Source organism: Methanovulcanius yangii (assembly GCF_018687785.1).
GTDB classification, from domain to species: Archaea; Halobacteriota; Methanomicrobia; order Methanomicrobiales; family Methanomicrobiaceae; genus Methanovulcanius; species Methanovulcanius yangii.
This window is the reverse complement of the sequence record NZ_LTBL01000001.1, coordinates 1,997,705-2,011,737: the sequence shown is the minus strand read 5'-3', so window position 1 is coordinate 2,011,737 and position 14,033 is coordinate 1,997,705. Positions and strand designations below refer to the sequence as shown.

At 41.3% G+C, this 14,033-nt stretch carries 12 protein-coding genes; 11 read left to right on the top strand and 1 reads right to left on the bottom strand.

Annotated features, from left to right (window positions below):
* Window positions 1–54: 54 nt before the first annotated feature.
* Window positions 55–318: a hypothetical protein gene (locus AZH53_RS09985; protein ID WP_319643373.1), complete on the bottom strand. Its 264-nt coding sequence runs from the start codon at window positions 316–318 to the stop codon at window positions 55–57.
* Window positions 319–461: 143 nt separating this feature from the next.
* On the opposite strand from AZH53_RS09985, the gene AZH53_RS09980 reads away from it, so the two are divergent.
* From AZH53_RS09980 to AZH53_RS09930, 11 genes are all read left to right on the top strand, one after another.
* Window positions 462–965, top strand: coding sequence for a hypothetical protein (locus AZH53_RS09980; protein ID WP_319643372.1), 504 nt, complete (start codon window positions 462–464; stop codon window positions 963–965).
* A 473-nt stretch (window positions 966–1,438) separates the two neighbouring features.
* Entirely contained in the window at window positions 1,439–2,572 is a 1,134-nt protein-coding gene (locus AZH53_RS09975; RefSeq protein ID WP_319643371.1) for a YkvA family protein, read from the top strand.
* Between the two features lie 5 nt (window positions 2,573–2,577).
* Window positions 2,578–4,671 (top strand): DEAD/DEAH box helicase family protein, encoded by a 2,094-nt coding sequence (locus AZH53_RS09970; RefSeq protein WP_319643370.1) that lies wholly within the window; start codon window positions 2,578–2,580, stop codon window positions 4,669–4,671.
* A gap of 9 nt (window positions 4,672–4,680) precedes the next feature.
* Complete coding sequence (locus AZH53_RS09965) at window positions 4,681–4,875, top strand: hypothetical protein (RefSeq protein WP_319643369.1); 195 nt, start codon at window positions 4,681–4,683, stop codon at window positions 4,873–4,875.
* Complete coding sequence (locus AZH53_RS09960) at window positions 4,876–6,864, top strand: AAA family ATPase (RefSeq protein ID WP_319643368.1); 1,989 nt, start codon at window positions 4,876–4,878, stop codon at window positions 6,862–6,864.
* Complete coding sequence (locus AZH53_RS09955; protein ID WP_319643367.1) at window positions 6,854–7,294, top strand: hypothetical protein; 441 nt, start codon at window positions 6,854–6,856, stop codon at window positions 7,292–7,294. Before AZH53_RS09960 ends, AZH53_RS09955 begins: the two co-directional genes overlap by 11 nt.
* A gap of 100 nt (window positions 7,295–7,394) precedes the next feature.
* A complete protein-coding gene (locus tag AZH53_RS09950; RefSeq protein ID WP_319643366.1) occupies window positions 7,395–9,197 on the top strand; it encodes a DUF262 domain-containing protein in 1,803 nt (600 codons plus the stop codon).
* A 141-nt stretch (window positions 9,198–9,338) separates the two neighbouring features.
* Complete coding sequence (gene dndC / locus AZH53_RS09945; RefSeq protein ID WP_319643365.1) at window positions 9,339–10,736, top strand: DNA phosphorothioation system sulfurtransferase DndC; 1,398 nt, start codon at window positions 9,339–9,341, stop codon at window positions 10,734–10,736.
* Window positions 10,733–12,727 (top strand): DNA sulfur modification protein DndD, encoded by a 1,995-nt coding sequence (gene dndD / locus AZH53_RS09940; RefSeq protein WP_319643364.1) that lies wholly within the window; start codon window positions 10,733–10,735, stop codon window positions 12,725–12,727. Before dndC ends, dndD begins: the two co-directional genes overlap by 4 nt.
* Window positions 12,728–13,147 (top strand): DndE family protein, encoded by a 420-nt coding sequence (locus tag AZH53_RS09935; protein ID WP_319643363.1) that lies wholly within the window; start codon window positions 12,728–12,730, stop codon window positions 13,145–13,147.
* A 211-nt stretch (window positions 13,148–13,358) separates the two neighbouring features.
* Window positions 13,359–13,997 carry a hypothetical protein gene (locus AZH53_RS09930; RefSeq protein ID WP_319643362.1) on the top strand — a complete coding sequence of 213 codons (639 nt, stop codon included), beginning with the start codon at window positions 13,359–13,361 and terminating at the stop codon, window positions 13,995–13,997.
* The last annotated feature ends 36 nt before the right edge of the window (window positions 13,998–14,033 follow it).

Below are 14,033 nucleotides of genomic sequence, written 5' to 3'. Positions count from 1 at the left end.
GAACCGTGTCCTGGCGTGAGGAGAAGCGGGAAGGGCCGGGCAGATCTCCTCCTCTCACCCCATCCCCAACCACTGCACCACCCACGCCGCAACGGCTCCGACAACCCCGCTCACTCCCGCGACCATCCCGCTCGTCCGCCTCTCGGCCCCGGCCCGTTCCGCACGCCACCGCTCCAGTGTGCGCAGTCTCGTCTCAAAGTCCTCATCCCGTGCGTCCATCTCCTTCAGGGTTTTGCAGATCCACTTCACATCGCGGTGCGTCTCGATGATTGTTTCCGTCAAATTGGTCCTTTCATAATTTCGTATTTCCTCTCCCATTTCCCTCTGATTCTCCTCAATTTCGTTTGAATTCCCTGCTCAACTATCCGCGGTTAAGGCAGATTAATATTACTTATAGTCATATTTAGTATTGTCAGTCATACAACCCCGGGGCCATGGCTGGCAGGAGAATGCTATCAACAATGGCAGACTTTGTTCAGACCACCTACACCAAGAGTGCCGTCCGGGAGCTTTCTGCTCCCATCGCTGACATCGGCACCTTCGACGGCATCGTTTCCGCCGTCATCGCAGAGAACCCCTTCGGGTGTACCGCGTACACCTACCAGGGTGCAACCGTCGACGGCGTCACCCGCTCGCAGGAGCGCTACGACGCCAAGATCGTCTACGAAGACACCGAGCTCGAGCAGGTCGGCGACATCTCCGCCCAGGTGGAGACAGTCGCCGCCTTCAGCGCCGCTGCAACCGAACTCATGGGCAACGCGGCCCTTGCCGCCATCATCGGCGGCACCGCCGTCCGCGACACCGCAAAGGACACCTTCTACTGCAAGCTGAAGTGCCACGACCCCTCAGGCGAGGTCTACTACGTGACCTTCAGCCGCGACAAGGTGCGGGTCTCCTCGTACGAGAGCGACGCGATCGTCGGGGCCGTCGAGACCTGGGCCGACACCGTCCCTGAGCTTGCGTGAGCGGGTTTTGAGGGTTGGAAGTGCCATATACCCGGCCTTGACCTCCAGTGGAGGGGGGGATTTTCCCCCTTTTTCGGGGGGATTGGGGGGTGATTTGGGGTTGTTTTTGTTGTTTTTTTGGGGTTTTGAGAAGGAGCTATTTTCACGGTTTTTTTGGAGAATTGAGGGATTTTTGGGGTTTATAGTGGGCTTTTACGGAGGTGTGGTTTTTGAAGATGCTGTGGGTTGGGAGAGGGGGAGATCGGCCGTTATTTGGCTTCTGTGTTGATGGTTGATTTGGGGTTTTTTGGGAGAATGTGGGGTTATTTATGGGTTTCTTTTCTGAAAATTGCCCTATTCGATGAGATAGCAATTATTGACCTATTGCGGATGATAATTTAATTAAATGAGACATAATCCAATAAAAAATATTCAAACAGAAAGATTTATTTTAAGTTAAACCGCAGTCTCAAATAATCGAATTTTGGTGGAATATGGTCCTTCATGATATAGCCCAGGATATGGATGTCGATATGGTACAGCTGGTGTTCCTCTTCCCTTCCCTTACCTTTCCGGAAGATGAAATCGGGGAAACAGCTCTCGTAAACTGGATCTCATCGGCATATACCAGCTCTTACAACAAAAAAATCGATAAAAATGAAATCCATGGATGCCTCACCAAATTATCACATGATGGATTTTTTGTTAAAAAAGTCTATGGAAGAGGGGCATTACTCAAACCGACGCGTAACTATTTCCTTGTAAAACAAGGAAAAACTCCGATACCAAAGAAATCGAACACTACGAATATTCCCATCGATACCCAAATTAACTCTGAAAAAGAAGTCAATAAAAAAGAGATATTTTCAAAAATTAACCCATCGATATCCGACACACTTTCGTATGAAGAATACCTCATCAACAGAATTCAGGGTTATTCCGGACCGGATAAGAAATTGGTCTCATTTTTCCCGGCATTCTACAATTTAGCATGCAAAATTCTCAATGATCCCTATACCGACTGGCATACAAAAATTCTCATTAGTTCAGCGTTGGGCTATTACATCCTGGAAGAGGATGTCATGCCGGATAACGAGGAATTTGGCTATCTGGACGATCTCTTCATTCTGCTGTATGTCCTTCGGGAGATAAAAAAGCACGTCTCTCCAAACCTGCTCGAGGATAATTGGGAATACGAAGGAAATGTATTGCAGCTCATTGAGGAGGTTTATGAGGACACCTATTATATCATCCAGGAACACGCGTGCGACATTCTTCACAAGGTTGGGCTCTGGAAATTCAGGGATCTTCAATTAGAGGAATATTCTGGTACATATCAGCAAAAAGTTGCAAAACTGGCATCAGAGAAAAGGGAACTCTATGGCCTGCTTGCATACATGATCAAAAAGGTGTACGGGGCGAATCTAAAAAGTTGCAAAGTCGGCGAAATAAAGACATTCTTGAAAAAATACGGCGACTATGATGAAATTGAGAGATTGATCAAATTATCAATGAATGATCATGAGATAGCTGGCAGAGGACAGAGTACCATTAGCCATTTCGAAGAGGAACTTGAAGAAGAACTCCTTCGTGCAAGAATCGATGCCCTCCTCAATGACGCAGAGTGATATTCATGGCCCTCCCAGATATCACTCTAAAACATGTGTACAATTCTGAAAAGGATAACATACTGGAGGACTTCTATATCAATGTCCTCAGGGAGTCCGTATCCTATAAACGAATAACGGGATATTTCTCCTCTTCTTCCTTCAGCGTTGCAGGAAAAGGCCTGATTGCATTTATCAAAAACGGCGGTAATATGCAATTCATCCTCAATGTCCAGCTTATACCAAATGACTATAAAGCAATACAAGAAGGGCTGAAATCACCGGAAAACATCATTAGTCGTATTTTGCTTGATGATCTCGAAAACAATCCGGACCAGATGGCAAAAAACCATGCTGCCATACTTGGTTGGCTCGTTGCAAATCAAATTCTTGATGTAAAGATTGGATACCTTGAATCCGAACAATACGGGAAGGAGATTCTCCACCAAAAAGTCGGAATTGTGGAGGATAATGCCGGCAATACCCTGACATTCAGTGGTTCCAACAACGAGAGCGCAATGGGCTGGAAATACAATTCAGAGAAATTCAAGGTATTTTTTAGCTGGGAAGACAACTCTGAACTGTATGAATGTGATATCAACGACTTTGATGAATTATGGAATGACCGCTCTCCGCGGACAAGGGTGATCCCGTTTCCAGAGGCAGTAAAAAAGGAGATCATCCGATTAGCGCCTTCCTCTTTTGAAGAACTTGAAAAACTCATCGAAAAAACCTATCCTCCAGATGATGACCCAAAAATCCGTCTTCGTTCCTATCAATTAGAGGCAATTGATTCATGGTTGTCCCATGACCGTCGAGGGATCTTTGAAATGGCAACAGGTACCGGAAAAACGATCACGGCCATCTCTGCCCTGAAAAACGTTCTTGAGAGGGAGAAGAAATTACTCACGATAATATCCTGCCCGTACCTCCATCTCTGTCGCCAATGGGAAGACACGTTGGAAGAAATGGAGGTCCATTTACCGCTTTACCATGCAAGCAGCATCAACACCAAGTGGAACGACCAGGTCATGGGAGCAATCCTCAATCAAAAACTGGGGAAAGAAAACCAGTTTATCGTCATGACTACTCATGACACAATATCGTCTGAAAAATTCATTTCCACCATGAAAGAGGCAAATGTGCCCATCCTCCTCATCGGAGATGAAATTCATGGAATGGGTTCATCAAAGAGATTGGCCGGCTTACAGGACATATACCAATATCGTCTCGGCCTCAGTGCAACACCCGAACGATACCTCGATGAGGAAGGGACGGAAGAGTTGATGACCTATTTTGGAGGGATTGTCTACTCCTTTGATCTCTCACGGGCAATTACCGAGATCAACCCGGAAACAGGGAAAAGCTACCTTGCACCATATCAGTATCATCCCATCTTTGTTGAACTGAGCACGGAAGACATGGATGAATATCTTCTGCTCAGTGGGAAAATTGCAGTTCTGATGAATAGAAAAAAGAGGACTACTTCCGAGATAGCAAAGCTGGAAAAATTCCTCTTAAAAAGGCAGGATATTGTCAACAATTCGTCCACCAAATATCCTGCATTCAGAGATCTTCTCACCAATCTCTTAAAAGAAGGCGATATTTCTCATACCCTTGTATATTGCGCACCAAAGCAAATCGAAACCGCACAGGACATTATTCGAGAGCAGGGTACCATCATCCAGCACAAATTTACCAACACTGAGAATGCGAGGAAAAAGGAGAGGCAGTATCATGGAATGACAGAACGTGAATATCTACTTTCAAATTTTGATAAGGGAGTCTATAATGTTCTTGTTGCTATCCGGTGCCTGGATGAAGGAGTGGATGTCCCCTCCACCCGGAATGCAATTCTTCTTTCGAGTTCGGGGAACCCGAAAGAGTACATACAACGCCGAGGGAGGGTACTCCGGAGGGCACCGGATAAGGAGATGGCTGTTATCTACGACATCTCCGTTTTGCCGAACATGTTCTCCGGAAACTACACGGAGGATGCAGCGAGGGGTTTAGTTGAAAAAGAATTGAAAAGAGTCAGAATTTTTGCCACTGACGCAATCAACTGCGCCGAGGTTTGTGGAGAGGTTCATAAAATCGAGGAAAAATACGGTCTGATATAGGTGATTAACATGGTTACAGAGTATGAAATCAATTCCTTAATTCTTGAGACGATTGACGAGCATTGTACAGATCCGCAGATACGTAAGCTGATCCGTGAGGCCATGCGGTATGAAATTGATATGTACCACAGAAATCCACGACCAGCTGATATTGAAGCGAAATACCTCTCAATAATCGATCGAATTTACAGGGAGGTGCTATAGTTGAAATCCTTCATTCAATCCATCGAACTGAACAATTATCGCCAGTACTATGGAACTCAAAAAATCGATTTCACCTATCAGCAGGATAAAAATGTCTGCCTGGTTCATGGTCGCAATGGTGCAGGTAAGTCGAATTTTTTGAATGCAATTACCTGGTGTCTCTATGGCATAGAAGCTCACAAGCAAAATGACAAAGCCACACCCGACAGTATGCCATTAATCAATACTCGGGCACTTGAAGAATTAAGACCTGGACAGACTGTCGCAGCCGAAGTTACCATCCTCTTGTCAGCAGATGGAAGACCATGGAGTATCACACGCTCTCGTGAAATCGGAAAATCTGCCCTTGGTTTTATGGAAAAATCATATACCGATAAAATTCGGGTAATCTATGAGGAAAATGGACAGAATAAGGTGATTGATACACCCGATGCACAGGTATTAATCAATAATATTCTCCCAGAAGCGCTTCGGAGTTTCTTTTTTATTGATGGGGAGCAATTGAGAGAATTTTTTAAGGTGAGTTCTCCTCGAAAAATCGCAGCAGCGATAGACCAGGTATCTCAACTGGATATTCTGTACCGTGTTGCAGCAAGCCTGGATTTATCCGAAAAGAAACTGCGGAAAAGTGCAAGGAGTAACAATCCAAAAGTTCAGGAGTTAGAGAAGAGGCTTGAACTCATAGAAAATAATATTACAAAAAGTCAGACGGGGATTATTGACTTCGAACAAAAAAAGGACGATTTAGAGGGAGAAAAAATCCTTGTTGATGATTATCTTCAAAATTATAGCCATAAAAATATTTCACGTCTCGCACAGGAAAGAGACCTTGTAAAAAAAGATATATCTGCTTTGGATAATGACATCGCAGTAGATGTTGCCGATCGAAATGCGTTTCTCGTAGATAAAGCTCCATTCATTTATCTAAAAGATACAATCGAAGCAAGTTACGACATTATTCAATCCAAGGTTGAAAGGGGAGTACTCCCTCCACCCATCCGTGAAAATCTCATTGGTGAGTTACTTGAGAAGGGCGAGTGCATATGCGGGACTCAATTGAACGAAGAAACGCGACAAAATTTAACTGAATACGCAAAATCACTCCAATATTCTGAATATGCGGAAAAGGGAGTCGAAGGGAAATATGCCTTAACTACGATTCTTAACGATATTAAAAAATTCCCGGAAATGATTGATGAAAAAAATGCGAAAATTGATAAGTTGATGGAAAGACGGGAGGAAAAAATACGAAGAGAAATCCAGATAGGAGAAGAGATAGAAGGATATAATATTGATGAAATAAAATTAAAAGAACAAAGATTGAAGGAGTTAAACTCATCAATTTCGCATTATGGACTAAAGGTTCTCGGATTACAGGAAGAACTCAAACGACTTTTTGAAATGAAAGAAAAATTAAAGGAAGAATGGGAATCCGAAACCAGAAAAGAAAAGGAATTTGAGAAAATAAAAATCAAACTCAAATTTGTTCAGGATGCCAAAAAAATCCTATCCAACACGGAATCCATCATCAAGGGAAAAATCCGTACTCAGGTCGAAACGAATACGAAGAAGAATTTCATGACTCTGATTCGGAAGAAAAATGCTTTTTCAGATATTGATATCGACGATAGTTATCAGGTTCGAATCTCACATGTGAACGGCTATAATGCAATAAACGATCTATCCGCAGGAGAATACATGATCCTTGGTCTTTCATTCATGAGTTCGCTGATGACCATTTCCGGATTTCAGGCACCGGTAATTATTGACACCCCACTCGGCAAAATTGACGATGAGCACAGAGATTACATAACGAATGAACTTCCGAAATTCCTTCGTGGAACGCAACTTATGCTCCTCGTAACGCCCACTGAATACGACCAGCATGTTGAGCATAATCTTAACGCATTTCTCTTACCTTCAAACAATTACAAAATTGTTGAGGATGGAGAGAATACCCAATCGGAGTTGATATCCTATGGCAACTAAGACATTTGAGGTCCCCCGTAATGCATCGTATAGCAAAGACCATGCTGATTATTATCAGAATAAGGAGAATGGATGGTTGGGTAAAAATTCATCGACAATTTTCCAAGGAAAAAGGCAAAAAGACCTCTTTTTATTTGCGTATGCAATTGGAAAAAACAGAGGCTCGAAAAGCATTTTTAAACCGAATGAACGACGGTCCAATGTCTCTGTAGAAGCTATGACGAATGAAGAAAAATGGTGTATCGTTGCTTCGGGAATCGAGGAAACGGGAGATATCCTCTGTCTTGATGATCAAAAAAGCGTGTATGAAGATGCAGAAGAGTATGCCAAGGAAGGCATTGAGATCATTAAGTCACATATGGAAAGATATGGGCCGAATTACCCTAAACAGCTTGAATTAGAGTTAAAAGAAATTTTGGGCGCCCTGTAATAGAGACCACAAATAATAATAATTCCATTTTTTTAATTTTACATAACTTAAATATAAATAAATTCGGAATATTTTTACACATAAAATCAAACTTTAATATATGGCTGTCACTCCAAAAGATAAAACAATCAACCAGCTATTGGTGGAGGATAATTTCAAATTTTCAGTCCCAAAATATCAAAGGAACTATGTTTGGAAAAAAGAAAAATGGGAAGCCCTTTTTGAGGACTTAAAAAATAATCAGGGACATTTTTTAGGGACAATTGTCCTTCTGAAAAAAGGGAATGATTCAGAAGTTGTAAAGGAAAAATATGAAATTATCGATGGTCAACAGCGATTAACATCAATAACCATTCTATTACTAGCAATTCATAAAAAAATGCAAGAATTATATGTTACATATAAAGATGAAACTGATGAAGAAGATGAACTTGGAAATTATTTTGCTGCAAAAAAACAGATAAAAAAAGCCTTAATTATCGAATATGGCAAGAATTATGATACAAAAATCGATCTATCATTAATAAAAAATAATTATTCCGAATATCGATACTTGCTATTCAATTCCATGGTTAAGGATTATTCCCAAGAAGAACCCAAAAATATGCAGAGAAGACAGATATACAAATGTTTTGATTATTATTATTCTAGAATAAATGATAATAAAATGCAAGACTTGATCAATCTTACAGATAATATTTTTTCTTCAATCTCGGTCGCAATTATTCCAGATAATGATTCAAATGCATATCTAATATTTGAAACATTAAATAACCGAGGTCAAGCATTATCAGTGGTTGACATAATAAAAAATAAGTTATTCTCTAAATTGGACGAAAATAACGGGGATATCGATAAAATTGAAGAAGAATGGAGACAACATATTGAAACCCTTGGAACGAATACAGATAAAGAAAATTATTTCAGACATTTCTATTATGCTAACAAACATACTTATGAAACCAAAATATTCAAAGATAGCAAAAAACCAAAAATAGCCACAAAATCAAATATTATTGGGATTTATGAAGATATTATTAATTTTAATGTGGAAAAATTATGGAATGGTTTAAAAGAACAAGCTGATATTTATTCAACTTTAATTAACCCACAAATTTCTGTTGAACAATTCCCTGAAAATATTGATATATGTACCAAAAAATTACATGATTTGTCACATATTAGTGCAATACCTTCTTATTCACTCTTATTATTCCTTAAAATTAAGGAAATAAATGATGATGAATTAATAGAAGTAATTGATTTCTTAAAAATCTATTTTATACGTAGGCATATTTGCGATAAACCAAAGGTTAGAGATTTGGATAGCATCTTTACGGATGTTATTGAGAAGTGCTTAAATGCAACACTCATATCCAAAAATATCAAAGAAGAGATTCAAAAGGCTTCAGAAAATAAACTCGCTTCAGAAGACGAATTTAAAACTGCAATAGAAGGAGATATTTACTTAACCAATCCTAAAGCTACAAAATATTTACTTATACAAATAGAAGAAAATCAAAATGAAAATTTAAGAGAATTGAAACCTTTTTGGGATAAAAACGATAAAGGAAAGCCATACTGGACAGTTGAGCATATACTACCACAAGGCGGGACAGAATTGGACCAATGTTGGATTTCTGATTTAGATGCCAAAGAAAATAAAGAGGCGGTAGAAATTCGTAATAACATTACGCACAAATTTGGAAATTTGACATTGACAGCTTACAATTCGAATTTAGGACGAAAATGTTTTGCTGGAGAAAAAGGGAAAAAGACAAAATTAACATCTGCTCTTTCGATCAATAAAGAAATTCTATCAAAAGAAAAGTGGGGCCAAGATGAAATAAATGAAAGAACACAAAGTATTGTAGCCACCCTTTTAGAAATTAATAAAATATAAAGAAATATTTTATTTTCACTCTTCTTGGTTAATAGAGATATAAATCTACAATAAATTGAAAAATCAACCCAAACATACACTTCCGAACGCTTCTATATGATGAAAACCACAAATAATACACAACAAACTTTGAGTGACTAAATGAGAGAGAAAAAACAATCAGCCCTTGAAGAGATGGAAGAAATCTATCTTCAGGATGATCGTCCCTGGATCATCGGGCTATCCGGAGGAAAGGACTCCACAGCTATCACCCAGCTTGCATATGAGATGCTAAGGGATCTTCCCAAACACAAAAGGTTCAAAAAAATCTGGGTCATCTCATCGGACACTCTTGTTGACACCCCTATTGCAGATAAACGTCGCAAGGATATCTGCACAATGATCAATGAACAGGCAGAAATTGACGATCTGCCAATTCAGGCAGTCATAATCCGCCCTCAACTCGGGGACTCATTCTGGGTCAACCTCATTGGTCGCGGCTACCCCTCACCAAACAGATGGTTCAGATGGTGTACGGATCGTCTCAAAATTCGCCCAATGAACAAATTCGTGACCGAGAAAATTAAGGAAAGCGGAGAAGTCATCATTCTTCTCGGTATCCGGACAGCTGAAAGTCAAAACAGGGACAGGACGATTCAGAAATACAATATTGCCGGAACAAAACTCTCTCAACATAATGACATCAAAGGTGGCCTCATCTATGCCCCCATCACCGACTGGGCAGACGGAGAAGTATGGGATTATCTTATCAATACCCCGTCTCCGTGGGGCGATGACAAGGAATTCCTGATGAAATGCTACAGTAAGGATGAGGATGATGTACAATTCATTATTGATGCTAAGCAGGATGCAAGCGGCGCCTCAAGAATGGGATGCTGGGTTTGTACGGTTGTCCCAAAGGACCGCTCAATCATGGCCTATATTGAGGATGGAGAAACATGGCTGTTGCCACTCAAGGAATTGAGGGACTGGCTGTTTGTCATCCGGGACGATAAACAATACCGGGAAAAATGGAGAAAGGACGAGAAAAAGCATAAAGTCTACGCCGATATCCTTGGCCACGAATATGAAGGACTCGTCCGATTTGGCCACAAAGTCTATGGTCCGTTCACCCTTGATACCCGCCATGAAATATTCCGTCGGGTCATTGCTCTCCAAACACAGTCCGGGAACCTGAAGGAGAAGTTTGAGGAATTTGGGGTAAGCCTCATCTCTCCCGAAGAAGTCGAGGCGATTATTCGTCTCTGGATATATGAGGGAGATGATATTGAAGAGATTCACACGCTTCTCACAGAATGCGGAGCAGGCGAACGCTATATCGAACATCTCCTAAAAATGGAGGCAGGGGTCCATGCTGAAACCTTCCAAACGATATGTACGTCCCATGAGGTCCCCCCCGACCTCATCGATAAACTACTCATCATCGAAGATGACCTCTCCGGTTTATCAAGAAGACATGGGATATACAACCGACTTGAAGATGTCATTGAGACAGAGATTCTCAAGGAAATGAAGGAATCCACGGAGAGGATAACATGAAAATCCTCGAACTTCAGCTTTGTAATTTCAAGAATTACCGTGGACTTCATTCAATGGATTTCTCGACCAGGTCACCTTCCCACCCGATTATTCTGATTGGGGGAATGAACGGAGCCGGAAAAACAACCATCTTTGAAGCAGTCAAGCTTTGCCTGTTCGGCATCCAGTATCAGGGACAGGCACTTCCAAAAAAGCGGTATGACTCCTTTATTCGAGATGCAAGGAATAAATATTCAGTGTTAGAGAAGGATTCGAGATATTTTGTACAAGTCTCGCTTCTCTTGGAAGACGTATTTCCGACTTATTCAATAACTCTCAAGAGATCCTGGAGCCTTGATGAGCACGGAAGGGTCAATGAGTCATTTTCCATTATGCGGGATAATATCCCCCTCGAGATTGTCTCCCAGGAATACTGGCAGGACTATATTTCCTCGCTTGTTCCTCCCTATATTACCGATTACTTCTTCTTTGATGGGGAACGGCTTGCAGAATTAACCTCTGGAGATAATGCCGAAGAAATTCTCAGAGATGCTGCACGGGACCTCATTGGTCTCAAGCAATACGAGACACTGAAGGGCGACTTGGATACCCTCGAGAAAAAAATTAAGCGAAAATCAATAAAAAACAAGGCCACGGTCGAAAGGATCCAGGAACTTGACTCCAAAGTAAAACTGAACAATTCACTCATTCAGGAAAATATTAGAATCATAGCCGACCTCAGTGGAGAAATCAAGGATAAAGAACATAATATTGAAAATATTGAGGACGAACTTCAGAGAAAGGCAGGATCAATTGCAAAAGAACGACAGACTATCGGAGAGGAACTCGCTCTTGCAAAAGAACGGGTCAATAGTCTCACCGACGAGATTGCAGAAGTCTGTAATTACACTTCTTTTGTCCTTGCAAAACCTCTTGTCGAACGAACCATTGAGGCACTGAAAGCGGAGAAAGAAATTAAAGAGAATACCAATAGCAACCGCATTGTTGAACAGGCGGAAAGTAGAGTGTTCCAGCGTCTCGAATCCTTCAAACCAATTCTCAAAGATGATATGTATAACCGGGTTATCGAAGAGGTCCGTGCTGAATTTTCATCTCTGAAAGACGAACGGTTGAATTGTTCTAATGCCACTCTCATCCACGATGTTACAAATGAAACATTTCTAAAAATTGAAGAGATCTTTTCTCAGGTTGAAGAGAAGGGCAGAATTCAATTGAAAGACAAACTCATCGAACGTCAGAATCTCGACCTGGCAATGAAAAGATATCAGTCACAACTCAAGACAATACCTGACGACTCGATAGTAAAAGATGAATTACAGAAAATTCTGCAAATAAAAGACGACATCAGCAATAATAAGGTCGCCCTCTCGACACTTGAAAACGAGCAGTTCAGTCTTACCTCCGAGACAAAAATCATCAGGGAAGAGCTGGAAAAAATTGAGATCAGCGGCCTTAAAGCCGAAGAAGATTTCAGAAAAATTAGCCTTTGTGAGCGGATGCAGGAGACTCTGGACGAGTATATGGAGTACATGCTTGCATCACGGGTCCAGGAATTGGAACAGCTCGTCATGGAGATGCATTCACGGCTTGAAAACAAGAACGATTTGATTGCATCGTTGAAGATCAATCCAATAACGCTCGAAATTTTCCTTTTCGATAGGGATAGAAAAGAAGTAAAAAAAGAGCTCCTCTCAGCAGGGGAAAAGGAAATTCTCTCCTTGTCGATACTCTGGGCTCTTTCGCGAATAGGGAAAACGACGATGCCCATTATCGTAGATTCACTTCTTGCCCGCCTCGATGCCGACCATGTCGATAAGGTCGCAACGAGATTCCTGCCACAGGCCGGGTCACAGGTCATCATCCTCTCGCACGACAGAGAGGTCGATGAAGAACTGTACAGGAAACTTCTCCCCTGCATTTCACAGAGTTATCTGCTTTCATATTCCGAATCGAACAAAATTTCAAAAGGATACTTCTTTGGAGGTGCGTAAATGGGTTCTCATAAAATCCACATCTCAAAAACACGCTCCGATAAACTTGATTTATTAAAATCAAGATTAGGATTGCGCCCATATGTTATTTGCCGCCTTGCAATCGGCAAGTCGCTTTCAATTCCGGAATCCGTGTATTCATATCCGATTGAAGATTCAGCAGGAAGAGAATTCAACCGTTATACCCTCTCAGGAGATTTCGATTCACACTATCGGGCTCTCATCCTTCAGCATGAATTTGAGGCATCTCAAAAGAAGATCTCCGAACAATATTATTTCTCGGTATACTTCAGAAAGCATGTCGAACGAGGAATCGATCTGCTCTATGATGAATTTATTGTGATTAATTCTCCTGTCCGTTTTCTCCTTTCCCTTATTAGCGGAGATAATGGACGTCAGACAACTCTCGACATCGAATAATTCACACCCAATCACTTGAAATCCCAAAGGAACAATCCATCAATCTACTCACAGAATATCTCATCAATATGCAAATAGACAACATTATCACGAAAAAAACCCTAAATTTCGACACATTCAAAAATAACAAACAAATCGGCACCTTTTTCCAATTGAATTTATACTACTCATTAAGTAATTCCTTTCTTCTCAACGAAACGGCGATGAAACAATGAAAGAACCCACCGCACCAGAATTTTCAGAGATCAAACACCTCTTCCCCGACATCGACGACACCAAAACTGCGAGAACTCAAAATAGAATGAACTTTGAGGACTATCGTAGATCGTCAGTGATAACAGCAAATTTGGAAGAGCATCCAGAAGAAGCTCAAACTGACGAACCTGCCGAGGTACGTATCCTGAACATTCCCCAGAAAAGCACCAACATTCTGGAGCATATCTACCTTCTCAACACTGAACGGGAACAGCTGCAAGAACAGATCAGAAAAATAGATGAAGATGTCAAATACCTTTATCGGGCTGCATATGACCAGGGTGCCCGTAAAATAGGCAGCTACGAACTGAAGAGGAAAGAACGGTCCACAAGATCACTCAACGTAGATAAATTTAGGACCACATATCCAGAAATTTTTGAACAGCACAAGAAGGTCTCAGCATCTGCAATAGAGAAGGCCATCGGTAAGGAGGAATTTCAGAGACAAATGAAGGAGAGCCATCCTGAGGAATACGATGCTGTGGCAAAAGTGACAATAACAGATATACAAAAAGAACTGCCCAAAATGCTAATCGATGAGGTCTGCGATTGGAAAAAATCCGTCTCATTTGATATTACTCGAAACGGTCGTTGATTTAAAAAACAGTGACTTGCGACGCTCATATCCGAG

What these genes read in the sequence shown, in the direction of transcription:
- AZH53_RS09985 (WP_319643373.1), bottom strand. Translation starts at nt 318, where the DNA reads ATGGGAGAGGAAATACGAAATTATGAAAGGACCAATTTGACGGAAACA.
- AZH53_RS09980 (WP_319643372.1), top strand. Translation starts at nt 462, where the DNA reads ATGGCAGACTTTGTTCAGACCACCTACACCAAGAGTGCCGTCCGGGAG.
- AZH53_RS09975 (WP_319643371.1), top strand. Translation starts at nt 1,439, where the DNA reads ATGGTCCTTCATGATATAGCCCAGGATATGGATGTCGATATGGTACAG.
- AZH53_RS09970 (WP_319643370.1), top strand. Translation starts at nt 2,578, where the DNA reads ATGGCCCTCCCAGATATCACTCTAAAACATGTGTACAATTCTGAAAAG.
- AZH53_RS09965 (WP_319643369.1), top strand. Translation starts at nt 4,681, where the DNA reads ATGGTTACAGAGTATGAAATCAATTCCTTAATTCTTGAGACGATTGAC.
- AZH53_RS09955 (WP_319643367.1), top strand. Translation starts at nt 6,854, where the DNA reads ATGGCAACTAAGACATTTGAGGTCCCCCGTAATGCATCGTATAGCAAA.
- AZH53_RS09950 (WP_319643366.1), top strand. Translation starts at nt 7,395, where the DNA reads ATGGCTGTCACTCCAAAAGATAAAACAATCAACCAGCTATTGGTGGAG.
- dndC (WP_319643365.1), top strand. Translation starts at nt 9,339, where the DNA reads ATGAGAGAGAAAAAACAATCAGCCCTTGAAGAGATGGAAGAAATCTAT.
- dndD (WP_319643364.1), top strand. Translation starts at nt 10,733, where the DNA reads ATGAAAATCCTCGAACTTCAGCTTTGTAATTTCAAGAATTACCGTGGA.
- AZH53_RS09935 (WP_319643363.1), top strand. Translation starts at nt 12,728, where the DNA reads ATGGGTTCTCATAAAATCCACATCTCAAAAACACGCTCCGATAAACTT.
- AZH53_RS09930 (WP_319643362.1), top strand. Translation starts at nt 13,359, where the DNA reads ATGAAAGAACCCACCGCACCAGAATTTTCAGAGATCAAACACCTCTTC.